Origin of the sequence: Halomonas sp. KM007 (genome assembly GCF_050709225.1) — a bacterium.
Lineage (GTDB): Bacteria > Pseudomonadota > Gammaproteobacteria > Pseudomonadales > Halomonadaceae > Vreelandella > Vreelandella hamiltonii.
The window spans coordinates 2,401,993-2,420,564 of the sequence record NZ_CP136131.1; the positions used below are offsets into that span (position 1 = coordinate 2,401,993).

Sequence of the window (18,572 nt, forward strand, 5' to 3'; positions counted from 1 at the left end):
AACAGCCCATTCGGAGCATCAACGAGTAGGTTGACGATGCCGATAACCATCTGCCTGAATCATCTTGATAGTCATAGAGCCGCTCACGCAGAATTGCAGCCGTGTAAGTCGATCTCTCATATATGAGTCTGTATTGTAGGCGCGACCTGTTTCTTGGTTGCCATGCAGTGTGGGCGCATCTATACGTGCCCAGTCACTGCTATTGAATTAGAAAATTACCCGGTGAATCCGTATCAATGGCGTCTGCGTCGCCGGATTCATCCTTGAGCGCGACACCGGAAAGCTGGCGCTTGAGTGACTCCCTGACTAACCACATAAGCCGTTCACAGGCATCGGCAGGCGGGATGCCGGCGGGACGGACATTCGATATACAGTTGCGTGCTGCGTCGGTCAGCCCTACCTGGGGTTGGTAGGTGTAATAAATGCCCAGGCTGTCCGGTGAACTGAGTCCGGGGCGTTCTCCCACCAGCAGGATAACCAGGCGGCTTTCCAGCAGTTCGCCGACTTCATCGCCAACGGCGACGCGCCCTTGCTCCACCAGACAAACGGGGTGACGGGTCAGGCCCTGACTAGCCAGCCCCTGGTCAATCAAGGCCGCCAGTTTCGCGGCGTGACGCTGCACGGCGGTGGAAGAAAGCCCATCGGCAATCACGATCGCCGCCTCGGCGGCTGGGTGGGCGTCCCGTTGCTGTTTCAAACAGGCGGCAGAGTCGCCATTCAGGCGGCGCCCCTTGTCTGGGCGCTGCAGGTAGGTAATGCGATCGTGTGCCTGGCTCTGGAGGTGAAGAGTGGCGAGCCCGCTGTCGTCCAGTTCACGCAATAGGGCCTGGGTGTCCAAGGGAATGTGCACGGCATCCCGGGCGCGCGCGTGAGCCTCTTGGAAATCCAGATGCGCCTCGGTCGGTAGGCTGATACCGGTACGCCCCAGACCAATACGGGCATCGGTATGGCGGCGCAGGCTGGCCCAGGTATTGGCGGTGACCAGTGGGTTTTTATCAGCGCTGTTTTTATCAGGGCTGTGTGGGTTCACGTTGTTTTTATCCACCGTCATGGCAACCTCACAATTTGTGATCAAGGTGGGCAAAGGACGTCGGTAAACCTGAGCCAACGTCCAGCCGGTGGTCGGCATCAAAAATACCCATGCGTTTAAGCCAGTCGGCAAATTCCGGTGCCGGCGGCTTGTTGAGTACCTCTCGCAGGTAGAGCGCATCATGAAAAGACGTGGTCTGGTAGTTAAGCATGATGTCGTCGGAACCTGGAATCCCCATGATGAAGTTGATGCCAGCAACGCCGAGTTGGGTCAGCAGCATATCCATGTCGTCCTGGTCGGCTTCGGCATGGTTGGTGTAGCAGATATCGCAGCCCATGGGGACGCCCAATAGTTTGCCGCAGAAGTGGTCTTCAAGGCCTGCCCGGATGATCTGCTTGCCATCATAAAGGTATTCGGGGCCGATAAAGCCGACCACGGTGTTAACCAGTAGCGGGTCAAACCGCCTTGCAACGGCGTAGGCGCGGGTTTCACAGGTTTGCTGGTCCACCCCATGATGGGCATTGGCCGAAAGCGCGCTGCCCTGGCCGGTTTCAAAATACATGACGTTGCTGCCCACCGTGCCACGGCCCAGTTCCAGCGCGGCGCGGTGGGCTTCATCCAGAATCGACAGGTTAACGCCAAAGCTGTCGTTAGCGGCCTGGGTGCCGGCAATCGACTGGAAGACCAGATCCACCGGTGCGCCGCGTTTGATGGCTTCAAGGTGGGTGGTGACATGGGTCAGCACGCAGGACTGGGTGGGGATTTCATAGCGCTGAATGACGTCATCCAGCAGGTGCATCAGGCGGGTGACGGCGTGGGTATTATCGGTTGCCGGATTGATGCCAATCACCGCATCGCCGTTGGCATACATCAAACCATCCAGCAGGCTGGCGGCCACGCCGGCCGGATCATCCGTTGGGTGGTTGGGCTGCAGTCGCGTTGACATCCTGCCGCGCAGCCCAATGGTATTGCGGAAGCGGGTCACCACTTCGGTTTTCTGGGCAACCAGAATCAGGTCCTGGATGCGCATGATCTTGGCAACGGCAGCGACCATTTCCGGTGTCAGCCCGGCTGCCAGGGCGCTTAGCGATACGCTATTGGCCTGCGCTGACAGTAGCCAGTTGCGAAAGTCTCCCACTGTCAGGTGCGCGACCGGTGCAAACGCGCTGGCATCGTGGCTATCCATGATCAGCCGGGTGACTTCATCCTCTTCATAAGGAATGACCGCCTCGTTGAGGAATTGCTTGAGCGGCACGTCGGCCAGGCAGCGCTGGGCGGCAATCCGCTCGGTGGCGTTAACGGCGGCGACACCGGCCAGGCAATCGCCTGAGCGTAACGGAGTGGCCTTGGCCAGCAGCGTTTTCAGGTCAGTGAAGGTGTAGCGTGTTTGCCCGATATCAGTGGTGTAGCGCATAGGGTTACCCTGAAGTGGCCTTGATCGCGTGTTCCAGCGTCTCAATAAAGAGGTCAATTTCCTGACGTTGAATGCACAGCGGGGGGCGAAGTTTTAACGTACTGCCCGATTTGCCCGCTGCGCCAATCAGCACGCCATTATGTTTGAGTGTGTTAATCACCCGAGTGGTACGAGAGGCATCCGGTTGGCCGTTGTGGTGGGGGGCACACAGGTCCAGCCCGATAAACAGCCCTGCACCACGGACATCACTGATGACGTCATAGTGCGTCTTGAGGTCATTCAGCTGTGCCTTGAGATACTCGCCCTGGTGTTTGGCATTGGCGATCAGCTGCTCATCCTCCAGCACATCAAGTACTGCCATGCCTGCCGCGACAGCGACAGTAGAGCCACCAAAGGTATTGAAGTAGCCAATATCCGCATTGAGTGCGGCCAATAACTCATCCCGTGTCACCAGACCCGCCATCGGAAAACCATTGCCCATTGGCTTGCCCATGGTCACGATATCCGGTGTGACCTGATGACGGCTAAAGCCCCACATGCCAGCACCCGTGCGACCAAAGCCGGGCTGTACTTCGTCGGCAATCAGCAAACTTCCATTGGCCTGAAGCCATGTCACCGCAGGTGCCATGAAACCGGCGGGGTCGGCATAGATGCCATCACTGGAAAAAATCGAATCGACCAGTAATGCGGCACAGCCATGGCCGCGCGCCTCCAGTTGTTTAACGCCTGCCTGCACCTGTTCCTGGAACCACTGTGCCGGGTCGGCGGCGGTCAGCATGTCGGAAAGCGCGATAACGTGTACGTGATCCGGGGGAGTGCCGGTTTTGTAAGATGATGGGGAAACGTCGGTGACCGCAGTGGTATTGCCGTGATACGCGGCTTCGCTGACGATAATGCCGTGCTTGCCTGTCCACTGGCGTGCCAGGCGCAGAGCCATATCATTACTCTCACTGCCGGTACAGGCCATCACCAGCCGCTCCAGTGGGGCGGGGAGGGTTGCCAGAAGGCGGTCGGCGTAATGGTGAATACCTTCGTGAAGGTAGCGGGTATGGGTATTCAGTGTCCCCATCTGTCTGGCCACCGCCTGCACAATGTGGGGGTGGCAATGCCCAACTGACGGCACGTTATTGTACATGTCCAGGTAGCGACGCCCTTGGTTGTCGTCAAGCCAGACGCCTTCGCCTTTGACGATGTGCAAGGGCTCTTCGTAAAACAGCATGGACGTTGGGCCGACGGTTTCAAGGCGCTTGCGAACCATTGCCCTAAGCGCTGGATCCGCGTGATCCAGCTGCTCAAAACGAAAAGCGTTCTGGTCGAGAATGCCGCGAATATCGTTCACGGTAATATCCTTTTGAGTCAACGGAGAAAGCTGCTTCTGTCGTTCAGGCCCGGTTATCAAGGCCCAGTTATTCAGGGTCTGGTGTGCAGATACTGGCGGGCCAGTTCAGCGGTACCCTGAATGTAACCCGGTGCCAGCGCCTGAGCTGTCGGTGTTTCGGCGTGCGTTGCCAGCCAGGCGCTGAGCATGATGCGACGGATCATGATGAAGGTATCCAGTGCGGCGATATCTTCCTCATCGAACCGGGCGATGGTCCGGTAGCCACGAATCCAGGCGTCGCGCAGCTGGGGAATCATCGGGTCGAGTTCATGAAAGCTGATCGCTGCAGCGAAATCGTAGGCGTACCAGCAGAAACCACTGTCGTCGAAGTCAATGACGGCCAGCTGGTCGTCATTGACCAATAGATTGGCCAGGCGCAAATCGGCATGCACCAGACCATAGCGGTCTTCCTGATGGCCATAGGCATCAATGGCGAGGTGGATATGTTCAATCGCCTGATGAATGATGGCTTCATCTCTGGAGGTAATGCCGGGTGCCTGGCGCCAATCGCCCCATAGCCCGTCGGGGGCAATCATGGTGTCAAGGTGCCAGCGCTTGCGTGCAAACCAGTCGGGGCGCTGCCAGGTTCGGCTGTGCTCATGCAGAGAGGCCGTCACCGCGCCGAGTTTTTCAAACCAGTCAGGCAGTGCTTCTCCGACATTTGGCTCACAGCCGCTAACATGCTCAAACGCGACCGCATGAAAATCACGGCCATCAATGGCCATCTTGATCACCGGGCTGCCAGTGACAGTGGTAATCGGCGAAGGCGTATTCACGCGGCCTGAGGCGCGCAGGTCGTGAATCCATGCCAACTCGGATTCAATCTCCTGTCGGTCGTGATAATCGGGGCGATGAACGCGGATGATGCGTTTGTGATCTGTTAGCGGGTCGTGGGAAACGAAAGTGGCATTTTCTGACGTTGTCAGCAGTTCAATTCGGGTATCGGCGGACATTTGCCAATAATCAAGTGATTGGCAAAGCCCAGCTTTGAGGTCATCAACCAGAGTTTGTGTGTACATCTGACATTCTCTCCTGCGATCTGGGACCCTCAGCGCCATCATCGGGCAGCGCTGAGGGGCGAACGTGTCGTGACAATGTTCAGGTCCGCGAGGCTTTGGGTTGCAGGGGGATATCGGAGGTCTCCTGAAGCGCCTCCATCTCCTCAACGGCATGCTCGGCATCCAGGATCAATGCCAGCTCTTCATCCGCTGACTGGGCGACCAGGTGGCGCTTGGCATAGGCAAAGAAGTACACCGCCCCAATGACAAACAGCACAATGGTGTAGTTAAAGGCGCGAGGATCGAAGGCATAGACGCCGGTCATGGCGACGAGGGAAAGCACCAGCGCAATAGAGGATGTGACAATGCCCCCCGGAGTTTTATAGGGGCGTTCCAGCTCCGGGCGACGCAGGCGTAGCAGAATATGGCTGAGTGCCATGAGCGCATAGGAAATGGTGGCGCCCACCACGGCCATGCCCAGAATCAGATCGCCTTCGCCAGTCAGTGAGACCAGAAAACCGAAAACCCCAGGGGCAACTAACGCCCAGGTGGGTGCTTTACGCTTGCTGGTAAGTGACAGCACTTTAGGCAGGTAACCTGCCCGTGACAGGGCAAATACCAAACGGCTGTAGCCGTAAATGACCGAGAAGAAAGACGCAATCAGCCCCGCGAGACCCAGCACGTTGATGGCCGTGGCCAGGCCACTGTTTCCGGTAGTTTTCAGCGCATCGACGAGCGGAACGCCGCTGGTAGCAATGACATCAGCGCCAGCCGCGCCAGCCAGCAGGAACACCACCAATGCGGCAGTGAATAACAGGAAAATCATCGCTGCAATAATGCCCTTGGGCATATCACGGGCTGGGTCACGGGCTTCTTCAGCGGCGAGTGGTACACCTTCAACGGCCAGAAACAGCCACATGGCAAAAGGCAGAGCTGCCCACACACCATACCAGCCGAAGGGTAGCCAGGTGCTACCACCCGCCTCATCAGAAGCGGCAATCGTGAACAGGTTAGTGGTGCTGAAATCGCCGATCAGCGCCACGGCGGTGGCCAGAATCGCGATCACGGCCAGGCCGCTAATGACCATCATGGCCTTCAGCGCTTCGCCAACACCGGCAAGGTGGATGCCGATAAAGATGGCGTAGAAAAGCGCATAGACCCAGGGGCCGTTAATTCCCAGCAGCTCTTCAACCGCGGCACCGATAAAGATCACGATGGCCGCTGGCGCTAAGGCATATTCGATCAGTACCGCCAGTCCCGTCAGATAGCCACCTACCTGCCCCATGGTTTGCCGGGCAAAACTGTAACCACCGCCTGCTGCGGGAATGGCAGCTGACATTTCAGCCAGCGAGAGCACCAAGGCAAAGTACATGGTGGCCATCAAGGCGGCGGCAATCACAAAGCCGCCCCAGCCAGCTTCCGCCAGCCCGAAGTTCCAGCCGGCAAAGTTGCCGGAAATGACATAGGACACCCCTAAGCCTGCAAGCAGAACCCAGCCAGCGGTGCCTTTTTTTAACTGGCGCTTGGCCAGGTAATCCTTATCGATTGCGTTTGCCATGAGCATTCTCCAGGTCAACGACGCGAATTGCTGTTGTGCGTTTGCCGATTCCTTTGCACTGTGATTGGCAGATAGCGCTTTGGCAGTGAAAAGGGAACGGAAATTGCTAGCTCCTTGAGGGTAGAGAGCTTGTTTCGATGCGGGTTATCGAATTTTGGCAAAAGTACGCAAAGAGGGGGGAGCGACCGTGTATAAGGCTTTACAGGCTAAAAAAACAACGCCCATACTGGTGCAAAACAACAATAAAGAGGAAAAAATGCACCCAAACGAACCACAAGAGAAACAGGTTGCGCCGCAATGGCGTGTCTCGGTTTCGTATGAAGTCAACGAACAGGCATTTAATCTGACCAACTGGGCTCAGGAGTACAATCAGTGCAGTTCAGGGCGTTTCGAAGGACGTGTGGATGAGTGCCATTTTGATGGTATTCAGATCATCAATGAATACACCAATCAGACGCTCTATCAGCAATGCATTACCTGGCCAGATGCTTTCTGGATAGGGATACCCTCCCAGCGAGAGCAGTTTCGCATCAATGGCCAGGGGGTTGAGCAGGACGATGTGCTTTGGCGGCTTGGTCACCGTTCGTTTGAGCTGATGACACCCGCCGACTGTCATATCCTCAGCATTCTGATTCGTCGTGATGAGTTGTTTGCATTGGCCGAGCGTGAAGGCATCAGCGTTGAGCACCTTGCTGATTCTGCGACACCCTGTCTGAAAAGCAACACACAGCAGGTCGATACGCTGTCGCTACTGGTCAGGCAGATTCTGACAGCCTCCAGTGATGCCATGGATACTGACATCCACAAGGACATGCTGTTACAGGAGCTTCTTAGCCTGCTGGACAGTGGAACGCTCAATTCGGCAAAAGCCCCCAGCTATCTTCACCGCCGTGCTGTGGTTGATCGCGTCTGGGATTACCTGAAGGCCTCGGGCGATAGCCCGGTGACCATTGCCGCATTATGCGACATCGCCTGTGTCAGCCGACGCACCTTACAGTACAGTTTCGAGAGTATTCTGGGAATCAGCCCTGTGCAATTTCTGAGGGCCGCACGACTGAATCGCGTGCGACGTAATTTGTTAACATATAGTGATATTTCTATTGCCGATGCGGCGGCAAACCAAGGGTTTTATCATCTTAGCCAGTTTGCTTTGGATTACAAACGGCTGTTTTGTGAACGCCCTTCTGACACGCTTAAACGACGGCTTAATTGACCCAATCAGCGCCCCGACGTCACTCCATTTTCAGTAACAGCTGGGCTTGGAATCAGAGGTGGCTTTACCGTATATTATCGCCATAGACTGGGGGTTAACTCTCTCAGTCCCTTCTTCGGTCTTTCTTCGTTGTACTCGCCTCGCCACGCTTCGATGACGTAAACTGGTGAATGAGTGCTCGTTCGAGCGCTCATTGCGAAAGCGATCATTGAATGACTCGGTATACGTGTTTTGATTGGGTTTTTCAGGTTCAATTAAAAACATGGCGTACCATGCAGATGAGCCCACATCAGCATGATTCGCCCACAAAACTCCTTCCCATTATCCGCGAGAATGTCGTGAGGTAGGCCATGCTGTATCGCAATGGTAACTAAGATCTGTGTTAACGACAGCCCCCAATGGCTGGCACGCTCAGACACAATCGCCACAGCTTCGTGGGTAGCGTCGTCGACCACCGTTAGGTTCTTTATCACTTACCCGTCTCATGTACGCTCAAATACAAAATTCATGGATCAGACCTGATGGGCGGCACAGGGACGACCAAGCGGCTTCCGGTCAGAGGTAGACCCTGGCGTCGTTTGACCTGTAGCCGAGCGGCGAGCAGTGTAGAGGTGTTCTACGCGCTTATGATTGACTGCTCTCCCTCAATGCCTCATCGCGGTCAGGTACGGGGTGATAGCGCAACGCGCAGGCACTCATAAAAACGACTCGGAGTGCTCTCCAATTTTATCTCAGTGCCTCGCGTGTGATCTCCCTCTCTAGCTTTTTCAAGCGTGCATTTTCGACTTCGAGTTCTTTGATTCGCTTGGTATGGGCACTCTCATTCCGACAAACTATACTGCGCCATAGATAGTCACTGGCTGTGCACGATACAGCAACGAACTGCTTGATAGTTAACGACACACTGCGCAAGACGGTGGCGGCGTTGATACGCCACCATGTGTACATCACTATGTGTCGATGCGTTTAGGTGCTCAGCGTGGATCTATGATTGCTGCAGTGATCGTGAATTCGACCAGATAACCTGGGTCGGCCAGACGGGATTCACCGCAAGCGCGCGCTGGGGCGTGCCCTGCGGGTACCCAGGCATCCCATACGGCATTCATTGCTTCAAAATCTTCCATGTCGGCTAGCCAGATGATGGTCTGCAGAATATGTTCAGGCGAAGAGCCCGCTTCGTTTAGCAGGCTCTCTACTTCGGCCAGGGCTTGGCGGGTTTGTTCAGCGACGCTAGCGCCGCATTCCCCCACTTGGCCTGCCAGGTAGAGGGTATTGCCATGCACTACAATTTGGCTCATACGGGGGGAGGTGTGGTGGCGTTGAAGGCTCATAGATACTCCTGGTGGCTCCTGGTTGTAAAGGGGGTTAGTGGAAACGAGCGGCGCTGTAGTCGTTAAGCCAATCGGGGGCTTGGCCGCGTACGCACGCTGCCACAAGCTCGCCGGTGGTACCGGCCAATGTAATGCCGAGGTGTTGGTGCCCGAAAGCGTGAATAACCCGCGAGTCGTAGCGGCTGGGGCCAATCACCGGCACGCAGTCGGGTAAGGTGGGGCGCATCCCCATCCATTGGTGGCTAACCGGGGCGTCAATATTCATCAGCTTGCGTATCCGTTCTTCTATAAAGCGGATGCGCGCTGGGTTGATGGGGTCGCGTAGCGAGGCAAGTTCCACGGTGCCTGCGGCGCGAAGGCGGCCGTTGGCCAGGGGAGTCATATAAAAGGCGCTTTCGACAGGGCAGGTGGGGCGCGTGAGCACTTCGCGGCCTAATTCAAACTCAACGTGATAGCCTCGCTCCGTATCCAGCGGTATACGTTCGCCGAGCGTGGCGGTTAGTTTTGCCGACCAGGCACCCGCGGCCAACACGACGCGATCAGCAATGAGCGTCTGACCATCCTCGCAATCAATATGAACGCCGTCGTGGGCGGAGCGTAAGCCGCGCGCGCGGCCTTTCAGAATGCTGCCTTCCGAGAGTAGTGGCTGGGCGAGCGCTTGAATAAAGCCTTGCGTATCGCGTAGGTGGCATGAACGTGGGAAGAGTACGCCTCCTACGCTCTGCCCCGCCATGGCGGGTTCTAGTGCTTCAACGCTGGCTGCGTCGAGTATCTCTTGGTCTATACCGAGCGAACGGCGCAAGGCAATGTCCGCTTGCGCGCTTTTTAGCCCTTTTTCTGTGGTATAGGCGTATAGGCAGCCTTCGTTGCGAATTAGCTCACGTGCCTGGGGGGCTGCTTCAAGCAGGGGGGCGTAACCGCTGAACGTTTGCCCTAATAGGCGTGCAAGGCGCTGCGCATTTATCGTTGCGCGGCGTTTGTTGCATTGGGCCATAAAGCGCAACAGCCAGGGCATCAGTTCTGGTAAGCGCGACCAGCGCACCACGAAGGGGGAGTCCTGGGAGAACAGCAGGTTGGGCAACTGCGACCAAACTGAGGCATTAGCAATGGGGGTGCAACCGTACTCCGCCAGTGTGCTTGCGTTGCCATAAGAGCATTGGCCTGCAATATCCTCAGGTTCTAGCAGGACGACTTGGTGTCCATCACGGCGTAGCCATAGGGCGCAGGCAACACCTACGGCACCACCGCCGATGACGACAATCTCATTGTGTGTGGGGGTCATAAGAAAGCCTTGGTTGAGGGGCCGGGCCGTTTCTAGACAGCTCAGCGATGACCGTCAGCCCATGAGTGAGCTGTGCACGGGTTGAAGCAGCAGAGAGGTTGATGCGCACCGCGTTGGGGGCATGCTGGGGGGCGAGGCTAAATGCTGAGCCAGGAAGCACCGCTACCCCTTGTTGTAGGCAAGCATTGCTGAAGTTGTGATTTTGCCAACCGTCGGGCAGTTTCAGCCAGGCGTGTGGCGCTGTGGGGCCACTGTGTACATCTAGACCGCCCATTGTTTGGCGTAGTATTGCCTGTCGTGCGCGTAACTCTTCACGCTGAACAACGATTAAATCGCGCACTTTGCCGCTTTCCATCAGCCGTGTTGCCACCAGGGCAGAAAGTGGCGCTGTACTCCAGCAGTCTACGCGTAGGCTAGCGCTTAGGTCGGAAACGAGGTCTGATGGAGCGAGCATAAAGCCTATCCGCAGGCCGGGCGCCACGCATTTAGATAGCGAGGTTATATAAAGCGTTTGTTCAGGCAGGCTGTTGGCCAGGGGTGTCGTGGGTGTGTCCAGCAGTGGCCGGTAGACATCATCTTCTATTAGCAGTACGCCCGCTGCTTTTATCACTTCTAACAGATCGTTGCGTCGTTTTTGGTCAAGGGTAACGGCCGTTGGATTTTGTATGGAGCTAACTATGAAGACAGCGCGAGGCGCGAGGTCGCTGCAGGCGTCTTGAAGCGCTTGCGGCACCATGCCACGTTCGTCGGTATGTACACCTACAAGGTTTAAATCCAGCGTGCGGCACAGGGCAGCAATTCCTTGGTAGGTAATGTCATCAGCCAGCACTGTTTCACCAGGTTCGGCGATGGCACGAAGCGCTAGCGCTAGGCCGTGCTGAGCGCCATCGCACATGATGACCCGAGAGGCGCTCGCCGTTAGCCCTTGCTGGCATAGCCAGGAGGCGGCAGCTTCTCGAGCCCAGGTCGGCCCTTCGGAAGGGTGGTAATCCTTCATGGAGTCAAAGCGGGGATCCAGCGGCAACTCGGGCAATAGTGCTGCGAGCACATGGTTGTAGGCATCAGTAGCCGGACGGTTAACGCTGAGGTCGATGATGCCTGTTTCGTGAAGTGGTGCTGATTGGAATTGGGCTTCCTCTGAGCGGTAGGCGGAGACGCGTGTGCCGCGTCCGGGCCGTGTCTCGATCAGCTTATCATCCTGCAGAATCGCCATGGCTCGGGTGATAGTGGAAACGTTGACGTTTAAACGCTTAGCCAGCTCACGGTGCGGTGGAAGTTTTTCACCTAGTCCGAGCTGGCCCGAGCGTATGGCTTCAGAAAGCGCGTGGGCTAGCTGGATGTAGAGCGGTTCAGAGTGATTGAGGGAGCCAAGCTCCTTCTCTACTTGCGTAAGCAGAGTATCTAACATTGAAGTGCCTTTAGATGGGTTGTACTGCTTGTATTGTTTGATAATACGCTTTTTGAATAAAAAAACCAATATTGAGGGGGTTGTAATTCTAAATTTGTCATGCTTGTATGGCTTGTGTCGCCATACAACTAAGCAAAATATTAACTAAACAAATATGGATCAGGAGAAGGTTATGCAACCTCTACGTAAATTCTTCGCTATTACGACGCTTGCGGCTGTGGGGATGAGTTCAGTTTACGCATTTGCCGGGGATGTTTCGCTGCGTTTAACCCATATGTATCGCGCAGATTCAGACGCTGGCCAAGCAGCTCAGACATTCGCCGATGAGGTAGAGACGCGTAGCGATGGGCGTATCAGTATTTCTGTTTATCCCTCCAGCCAGCTCGGTGACTGGACAGAAACTCATGCCCAACTAATGCAAGGTGCCATTGATATTGGCCTACAGCCACTTTCAACCAATTTTGATCGACGTTTAGCTATCTCTTGGTTTCCTTACATTGCTCCCACCTATGCGGAAGCTAAATCGGCCTACGAGCGAGATGGCTTTGCATTCAACATCGTGGATGGGTTGATTGAAGAGCAGGAGCTACGCTTGCTGGGTGTGTTTGCCGATGGTATGGGCGGAGCGGGCTTTACGAAAGGGGTGAATAATCCGGCTACCCCTGGTGAAGATAAGCAGTTGCGAATTCGCGTTTGGCCTGGCGGCACCACTCACCGCACCTTGATGGAGGAATTGGGCTACCAAGTGGCTACTATTCCGTGGGCTGAGCTGTACACCGGTATGCAAACGGGCGTAGTAGATGGTCAGATTGGTGGTTCTCCTGAAATGGCCTACAGCAACTTCAAAGACATCACGAATACTTGGGTTCAGTACAACGATCACTTAGAACTGGGCTGGTTTGTGATGAACAAACAGCGCCTAACCTCGCTGCCGGAAGATGACCAACAGTTATTGGTAGATGTAGCACAAGAGATATCTTCTCAACGCTTTGATGAGGTGGAGGCCGCCGATGAGCGACAGCTTGAGGCGCTTGAAGCAGAGGGCGTTAATGTTGTGCGCCTATCCACTGAGCAGCTACAGCAGCTAGCGACCTTTACCCGCGAGCAGGTATGGCCAGAAATTGGCGATGAGCTGGGTGACGACATAATGAGCGAGCTGCGCGCAGGCCTAGCACTAGACTGATCCGACAAAGCCCTAGCGAGGTAACCCATGTTGAAAGTCTCTCGTTTTCTGTGCCGCTTATGGTATGCGAAGGTTGCGTTGCAGCGCTTTCTGGTGGTGATGTCGGGGCTGGCTATCACGCTGCTGATCTTTGTTCAGGTGGTTTCACGCTATGTATTCTCGACGGCAATCTTTGGGATCGAAGAGATCGCTTGCTACATAGCCGTGTGGCTGTATTTCCTCGGCGCCGCTGTCGGCGCCGAGCAGCGTGGCCATATGTCCGCTTCGTTAGTGTCATTGATTTGGCAGGGCGAGCTTGCCCAGCGTGTGATTAAGCTTTTGGTCGGCACATTGTCGGTGGTGATATCGGGTTGGATGACAGTGTGGGCTTATGACCTGGCTAAGTGGTCGCTGCAATTCAACATGATGTCTACCGAAATTAATGTTCCTGTGGGGTATGCGCAAATGGCGATCCCCGTCGGCCTGGCCTTGATGACGTTATATTTTTTCTTTGAGCTGATTGAGACCCTCGTCCTCTGGGCGAGGAGCCGAGGCCCCCATGCTTGAGTTCATTCTTATCGATGCCGTAATCCTGTGCGTATTACTGGTGATTGGCTTGCCGGTTCCGCTGTGCTTTGCGGCCGCGGTGCTGTTTTTGTTTACTGTTGGAGATTTTGGGAGCGCTACTTTCCTGGTAAGCGCTGGCTTTAGCCAAGTTTCTTCGGTGGTGTTATTGGCAATTCCGCTCTATATCATCGCCGGGGCGATCATGAGTCAAGGCGGCATTGCCAATCGGCTTATTGATTTAGCTGAATCCATAGTGGGTAGGTTTAGCGGAGGCTTAGGCATAGTCGTTGTACTGGCGACGGCCGTTTTTGGTGCGATATCGGGTATGGCTTCCTCTGCGGTCGCAGCGATTGGTACTACGATGATCCCGCGGATGGTTGAGAACGGTTATGACCGTGGCTATGCGACAAGCTTGGTGTCCTGTTCATCAGTGTTGGCGCTGCTATTACCGCCCAGTGCGTCAATTATTCTTTATGGCTGGGTATCTGGCACTTCTATTACGGCAGCGTTTCTTGCGCCGATCATACCGGCCTTCTTGCTCATCGTGCTTTTCTGTTTTTGGAATTGGGTGCTCACTCGCCATATGCCGTTGCAGCAGATGCCAGCGCTGCCTGCGCGCGAATGGGGGCAAGAGGTTGCCCGGCGCGGTCGCCGAGCCAGCCTCGGTTTGTTCATGCCGCTGATTATTCTTGGTTGTATCTATGGAGGGGTGACTACGCCGACGGAGGCAGCCGCTGTGGCGGTCATTTACGCCATGCCTTTGAGCGTACTGATCTATCGCGATATGGACTGGAAGGATCTATACACGACCCTTTGGAAGGCTGGGCAGATGACCGGGGTACTTTTGGTGCTGGTGTTTTTTGCCTCTATGCTATCGCGCATGCTGACGATGCAGAATGTGCCGCAGCTGATGCTTGAAGGCTTTACGCATGTTAGCGATAACCCGCTCATACTGCTGTTAATGGTCAATCTGTTTCTTATTGTTGTTGGCATGCTAATGGACGATGCGAGCGCTATCCTGTTGGCCACGCCTATGTTGATGCCCATCATGCATAATCTTGAGATTGATCCTGTCCACTTCGCTGCAATCATCACCACCAATTTGGGTATGGGGCTGATTACACCGCCTACCGCGCCGTTGCTTTATCTAGGTTCTTTGGTAGGCAAGGTGCCATTGATACAGATGCTTTCTCCAACCTGTGTATTCCTGCTGTTTGCGTATTTGCCTGTCGTGATACTGACAACTTATTTTCCTGCGCTTTCGCTGACACTGCCGCGCCTGATGGGGTATTAACCGGAAACTTGTGCCCGTTAAAGGAAGAATATATCTGCAGCATCGGTTCGAATCACCGGCTCAGATCGAGCAGTTATTGTACGTTGCCACCGGCGATGATGAGTAGCGGCCACATTAGTAGTCGCTATGCTATTTGGGGGACTAAAGGCCTATCTTCTTTTCCGGCTATGGCCAGGAAGTCATCTTACCCACCCGCTCTAGAAAGAGTTCGCGGCGAGTCTTGCGCTTCTCGGTATGGTATCCGGCTGCTGAGAAGGTGATTATATCTATGATGGTAATGAAACCTATGCAGTTGTTGATGGTAGCGATGTACTCAGAGTTTCCTTAGCTACGCATGCGGGCGGCTTTGGTAATGGCGCGGGCGCACTCCATTAATAAAGGCGCGAGCTGTTCCAGGGCGCGGTCAAGGTCCCAGCGGCTGCTGGGCGTGGTGATGTGTACGGCGGCCACCGGTAAACCGGCGGCATTTCGGATCGGTGCGGCAATGTTGATATCGCCGAGAAAGTATTCGGCGTCGTTCCAGGCGACCCCGCGTGAACGGCATTCGCGGATCAGCTCGCTGAGGGTGTCGATATTAGTAATCGTATTGGGCGTATGGGCCTTTAGCTCGCAGGCGGTTAAGTAGTCGTGAACCCGGGTGTCGTCCAGCGCCGATAAATACGCTCTACCGGAGGCGGAGCAGTACATCGGTACGCTGCTGCCCACCGGCATATGAATGGGAATGTAGTGGCGGCTGGTAAAACGGGCCATGTAGATCATATCGAGGCCGCAGGGTTCGGTCAGCGACACGGTTTCCAGGCAGCTGTTGCTCAATTCAGAGAGGTAGGGGTTGGCGCAATCGACCAGTAAGTCGGCTTCTAGATAGTTGGCGGAGAGGGTCATCAGGCGGATGCCGAGCCGATATTTGCGGCTGGCGGGCGCTTTGACCAGATAGCCGAGCTGTTCGAGGGTGTGGGTGATGCGCTGTACCGAGCCCATGCTTAACCCTGAAAACTTGGCGATTTCCGAGAGGCTGAGCTCGCTGTGCTGAGCATCAAACAGCTCAAGCAGGTCAAACGCTTTCGCAAGCGATTGATTGAACTGCGGCGAGCGTGGTTCGTTGGCGTTGGCGTTGGCGTGCTTCATGCTTTTTTAGAATTCCTTACGTGTTCCCCTTGGGGACGAGGCCGCAAGGGGAGCGTATCAACATCTTGTGTGTTGGTGTGGAAGCGTCTGGGTGGTTTAGCGCTCCAGCCAGTCTCTGGCCCGATAATAATTGACCACCGTTTCAACATACAGCCTTTGTAGGCTGTGCAGGGGAATCGGCTTGATGGGGCTCAGGGGAAAAGGTAGCGCTTCCTCCAGGGAATGTTCACCGAGGTGCTCTCCCAGTAATTTACCCAGATGGCTACCCATGGCCACGCCACGGCCGTTATAGCCCAGCGCCACGGTGAGCCCTGGCTGGGGTTCGTGTAGGTGGGGAAGCGAGTCCTTAGTGATGGCGATACGGCCTGCCCAGCGAAAGGCGATCTCTACGTCCTTTAGCTGGGGGTAGAGTTTGATAATGGCGTTTTCGAGGTGGCGAAAGTCGCTGGGCTTGCGCGGGTCGTTGAAGGAGCCTCGACCGCCCATCAGAAGGCGGCCGTCCCGGTCGCGACGAAAATAGAGCAGCAGCTTGCGGGCATCTGACGCCACTTCCCCACCGGGTAATATATGGCTGCCTTCCTCTGCCGTGAGGGGGCGGGTGGCGATCTGATAGCTATTGGCGGCGATCAGGCTGTTGGCGAGCTTGGGCTGCAGGGCGTCGCTGTAGCCGTTGGTGCAGAGTAGTACCCGTTCCGCCTGAATTTCCGTACCGCCTTCTGCTGTAACACGCCAGCGCCCTTCGGCGCGGGTCAGCGAGGTGACGCGGGTGTGTTCATGCAGCGTTGCTCCACTTCCGTGCGCTGCCTGTGCCAGCCCGCGGGCGTAGGCGAGTGGATTCAGCCCGCCGGCCCTGGGGTCTATCCAGCCGCCAAGATACTCTGAGGTGCCGAGACGCTCCGCGCACTGCTGCTGATCTAACCAGGTGATCTCTACGCCGCGGGATTGCCATTGGCGGGCGCGGGATTCAATCGCTTTCAGGCTGGCGTGGGTAACGGCGGGTTGAATCCAGCCGCGCTGCTGGGCGTCGCAGTCAATGTTGTGCTGCTTTATTAGGTCAAACACTACATCGGCATTGCGGGCTGAGAGCGCGATCATGCGTTCTCCGCGCTCTTCGCCATAGCGTGTGATGAGTTCATCCGGGTCGTATTTGAGGCCGGGGATGACTTGGCCGCCGTTACGGCCCGACGCGCCCCAGCCGATGCTTTCAGCTTCCAGTAAAACCGTGCTGATGCCGCGCTTGGCGAGGGCCAGGGCGGCGGAAAGGCCGGTAAACCCGCCGCCGATGATCACCACATCGCTGCGCTGGGCGCCCTGCAGCGCTGGGTAGTCTCTGCCCGCGGGGGCTGTGTCAGCCCACAGGGAGGGGGGCATATGAGATGAGTTTGCCATCCTTGGTCTCCGTTAATGGTTTAGCACGCGGCGCAGAAAATCCTGGGTGCGCTCGTGGGTAGGCTGGGTAAGCAGCGTGTGGGCATCGCCGGATTCGACAATCTGCCCGCCATACAAAAAACAGACGCGGTCGGCGACTTCCTTGGCAAAGCCCATTTCATGGGTGACGACCACCATGGTCATGCCTTCATTGGCCAGGTCGCGCATGACAGTTAACACATCGCCCACCAGTTCGGGGTCGAGGGCGGAGGTGGGTTCATCGAACAGAATGGCTTCCGGTTGCATGGCCAGGGCGCGGGCAATGGCGACACGCTGCTGTTGGCCGCCGGATAGCTGCTGTGGGTAGGCGTCGACTTTGTCGCCCAGCCCGACTTTCTCCAGCAGCTCGATGGCGTTGGCGTGGGCGGTTTCACGGGGTTCGTTTTTGACGAAGATCGGGCCTTCCATCACGTTTTCGACCACCGTGCGGTGGGGGAACAGGTTGAAGCGCTGGAAGACCATGCCGACTTGGGTACGCAGGTCGTTTATATCCTTGCTGGCCACATCAACCTGACGGTCGTTGATCGTAATGCTGCCCTGGTCATAGGACTCCAGGCCGTTGATACAGCGAAGCACGGTCGATTTGCCAGAGCCCGAGGGGCCAATCAGACACACTACTTCTCCCTTGGCGACCGTTAGGCTGACCCCTTTGAGCACTTCTACGTCGCCGAAGGATTTGTGAATAGCGTTGATGTTGATCATGAATTGCCCCCTTTCGCCGACTTTCCGAAATAGCGCTCTAGGCGGTTAACCCCAAAAATCAGCGGTAGGCTCAGGCAGAGGTAGAGCAGGGCCACCAGGGTGTAGACTGTTGTGTTCTGAAAGGTGGAGGCGGCAATGAGCTGCCCGGCCCGGGTCATTTCGGCCACGGTGATGGTGGAGGCTAGCGATGAGTCTTTTAGAATCATGACGGCCGTGTTGCCATAGGGTGGCAGCGCAATGCGTATCGCCTGGGGCAGTACGACGCGGCGCATGATGAGCTTGCTTTTCATGCCTATGGATCTGGCGGCTTCAATCTGGCCCGCTTCAATCGCTTCGATACCGGCGCGGAAATTTTCCGCTTGGTAGGCGCTATAGGCGACGCCGAGCCCGATAATACTTGCCTGGAAGGCGCTAAGTTGTATGCCGAGTTCGGGGAGTACGAAGTAGATATAAAACAGTTGAACGATAATCGGTAGGCCGCGCACCACATTGATGAAGGTGCCTGCGGTGAGCGACAGCGCCCGCACGGGTGAGAGCTTCATCAGGGCTAGGAGCAGGCCGAGCAGGGTGCTTAGCAGTAGGGCGCCAATGGTGATCTGCACCGTAATCAGAGCACCTTTTAATAGAATGGGTAGAAAGGCGGTGATGTCCGAAAACTCCATGGGAAGCCTTTATTTTGCAT

At 56.0% G+C, this 18,572-nt stretch carries 16 protein-coding genes and 1 pseudogene; 4 read left to right on the forward strand and 13 right to left on the reverse strand.

All coding sequences use genetic code 11. The features are described 5' to 3' along the window. Positions 1-199: 199 nt before the first annotated feature. From eutC to eat, 5 genes are all read right to left on the reverse strand, one after another. Complete coding sequence (gene eutC, locus RVM27_RS11310; protein WP_498956611.1) at positions 200-1,051, reverse strand: ethanolamine ammonia-lyase subunit EutC; 852 nt, start codon at positions 1,049-1,051, stop codon at positions 200-202. A gap of 7 nt (positions 1,052-1,058) precedes the next feature. After that, a complete protein-coding gene (locus tag RVM27_RS11315) occupies positions 1,059-2,444 on the reverse strand; it encodes an ethanolamine ammonia-lyase subunit EutB (protein WP_498956612.1) in 1,386 nt (461 codons plus the stop codon). Positions 2,445-2,448: 4 nt separating this feature from the next. Further along, complete coding sequence (locus tag RVM27_RS11320) at positions 2,449-3,783, reverse strand: aspartate aminotransferase family protein (protein WP_498956613.1); 1,335 nt, start codon at positions 3,781-3,783, stop codon at positions 2,449-2,451. Positions 3,784-3,854: 71 nt separating this feature from the next. Beyond that, positions 3,855-4,841 (reverse strand): phosphotransferase enzyme family protein, encoded by a 987-nt coding sequence (locus RVM27_RS11325; RefSeq protein WP_498956614.1) that lies wholly within the window; start codon positions 4,839-4,841, stop codon positions 3,855-3,857. Between the two features lie 79 nt (positions 4,842-4,920). Continuing rightward, positions 4,921-6,378: a permease gene (gene eat / locus RVM27_RS11330; protein WP_498956616.1), complete on the reverse strand. Its 1,458-nt coding sequence runs from the start codon at positions 6,376-6,378 to the stop codon at positions 4,921-4,923. 187 nt (positions 6,379-6,565) lie between these two features. Between eat and RVM27_RS11335 the strand changes: the two genes are divergently transcribed. Next, on the forward strand, positions 6,566-7,591 hold the full coding sequence (locus RVM27_RS11335) for an AraC family transcriptional regulator (RefSeq protein ID WP_498956617.1): 1,026 nt from the start codon (positions 6,566-6,568) through the stop codon (positions 7,589-7,591). A gap of 149 nt (positions 7,592-7,740) precedes the next feature. Here the strand turns inward: RVM27_RS11335 and RVM27_RS11340 are convergent. The 4 genes and pseudogenes from RVM27_RS11340 to RVM27_RS11355 all read right to left on the reverse strand — a co-directional run. Next, positions 7,741-7,855 (reverse strand): annotated as a pseudogene (locus RVM27_RS11340) (integrase core domain-containing protein); the annotation flags it as partial. Between the two features lie 710 nt (positions 7,856-8,565). Beyond that, positions 8,566-8,922: a RidA family protein gene (locus tag RVM27_RS11345; protein ID WP_498956618.1), complete on the reverse strand. Its 357-nt coding sequence runs from the start codon at positions 8,920-8,922 to the stop codon at positions 8,566-8,568. Positions 8,923-8,956: 34 nt separating this feature from the next. Then, positions 8,957-10,204 (reverse strand): NAD(P)/FAD-dependent oxidoreductase, encoded by a 1,248-nt coding sequence (locus RVM27_RS11350; protein ID WP_498956619.1) that lies wholly within the window; start codon positions 10,202-10,204, stop codon positions 8,957-8,959. Next, positions 10,185-11,681, reverse strand: a complete 1,497-nt coding sequence (locus RVM27_RS11355; protein ID WP_498956620.1) for an aminotransferase-like domain-containing protein — start codon at positions 11,679-11,681, stop codon at positions 10,185-10,187. Before RVM27_RS11355 ends, RVM27_RS11350 begins: the two co-directional genes overlap by 20 nt. A gap of 103 nt (positions 11,682-11,784) precedes the next feature. On the opposite strand from RVM27_RS11355, the gene dctP reads away from it, so the two are divergent. Genes dctP through RVM27_RS11370 form a run of 3 tightly spaced genes read left to right on the forward strand, consistent with a single transcriptional unit; the run spans position 11,785 to position 14,635 of the window. Continuing rightward, positions 11,785-12,795 (forward strand): type 2 periplasmic-binding domain-containing protein, encoded by a 1,011-nt coding sequence (gene dctP / locus RVM27_RS11360; RefSeq protein ID WP_498956621.1) that lies wholly within the window; start codon positions 11,785-11,787, stop codon positions 12,793-12,795. Between the two features lie 27 nt (positions 12,796-12,822). Beyond that, positions 12,823-13,341: a TRAP transporter small permease gene (locus RVM27_RS11365; RefSeq protein WP_498956622.1), complete on the forward strand. Its 519-nt coding sequence runs from the start codon at positions 12,823-12,825 to the stop codon at positions 13,339-13,341. After that, a complete protein-coding gene (locus tag RVM27_RS11370) occupies positions 13,334-14,635 on the forward strand; it encodes a TRAP transporter large permease (protein ID WP_498956623.1) in 1,302 nt (433 codons plus the stop codon). Before RVM27_RS11365 ends, RVM27_RS11370 begins: the two co-directional genes overlap by 8 nt. 324 nt (positions 14,636-14,959) lie before the next feature. On the opposite strand, the gene RVM27_RS11375 is transcribed toward RVM27_RS11370, so the two are convergent. The 4 genes from RVM27_RS11375 to RVM27_RS11390 form a co-directional block, all read right to left on the reverse strand. Then, entirely contained in the window at positions 14,960-15,760 is an 801-nt protein-coding gene (locus tag RVM27_RS11375; RefSeq protein WP_498956624.1) for an IclR family transcriptional regulator, read from the reverse strand. Positions 15,761-15,856: 96 nt separating this feature from the next. After that, positions 15,857-17,149: an NAD(P)/FAD-dependent oxidoreductase gene (locus RVM27_RS11380; protein ID WP_498956625.1), complete on the reverse strand. Its 1,293-nt coding sequence runs from the start codon at positions 17,147-17,149 to the stop codon at positions 15,857-15,859. Between the two features lie 12 nt (positions 17,150-17,161). Further along, positions 17,162-17,890, reverse strand: coding sequence for an amino acid ABC transporter ATP-binding protein (locus RVM27_RS11385; protein WP_498956626.1), 729 nt, complete (start codon positions 17,888-17,890; stop codon positions 17,162-17,164). Then, positions 17,887-18,552, reverse strand: a complete 666-nt coding sequence (locus tag RVM27_RS11390) for an amino acid ABC transporter permease (RefSeq protein ID WP_180091449.1) — start codon at positions 18,550-18,552, stop codon at positions 17,887-17,889. Before RVM27_RS11390 ends, RVM27_RS11385 begins: the two co-directional genes overlap by 4 nt. Between the last annotated feature and the right edge of the window lie 20 nt (positions 18,553-18,572).

Coding starts and splice junctions, on each gene's coding strand:
- eutC (WP_498956611.1), bottom strand. CDS start 1,051: ATGACGGTGGATAAAAACAACGTGAACCCACACAGCCCTGATAAAAAC.
- RVM27_RS11315 (WP_498956612.1), bottom strand. CDS start 2,444: ATGCGCTACACCACTGATATCGGGCAAACACGCTACACCTTCACTGAC.
- RVM27_RS11325 (WP_498956614.1), bottom strand. CDS start 4,841: ATGTACACACAAACTCTGGTTGATGACCTCAAAGCTGGGCTTTGCCAA.
- eat (WP_498956616.1), bottom strand. CDS start 6,378: ATGGCAAACGCAATCGATAAGGATTACCTGGCCAAGCGCCAGTTAAAA.
- RVM27_RS11345 (WP_498956618.1), bottom strand. CDS start 8,922: ATGAGCCTTCAACGCCACCACACCTCCCCCCGTATGAGCCAAATTGTA.
- RVM27_RS11350 (WP_498956619.1), bottom strand. CDS start 10,204: ATGACCCCCACACACAATGAGATTGTCGTCATCGGCGGTGGTGCCGTA.
- dctP (WP_498956621.1), top strand. CDS start 11,785: ATGCAACCTCTACGTAAATTCTTCGCTATTACGACGCTTGCGGCTGTG.
- RVM27_RS11365 (WP_498956622.1), top strand. CDS start 12,823: ATGTTGAAAGTCTCTCGTTTTCTGTGCCGCTTATGGTATGCGAAGGTT.
- RVM27_RS11370 (WP_498956623.1), top strand. CDS start 13,334: ATGCTTGAGTTCATTCTTATCGATGCCGTAATCCTGTGCGTATTACTG.
- RVM27_RS11375 (WP_498956624.1), bottom strand. CDS start 15,760: ATGAAGCACGCCAACGCCAACGCCAACGAACCACGCTCGCCGCAGTTC.
- RVM27_RS11380 (WP_498956625.1), bottom strand. CDS start 17,149: ATGGCAAACTCATCTCATATGCCCCCCTCCCTGTGGGCTGACACAGCC.
- RVM27_RS11385 (WP_498956626.1), bottom strand. CDS start 17,890: ATGATCAACATCAACGCTATTCACAAATCCTTCGGCGACGTAGAAGTG.
- RVM27_RS11390 (WP_180091449.1), bottom strand. CDS start 18,552: ATGGAGTTTTCGGACATCACCGCCTTTCTACCCATTCTATTAAAAGGT.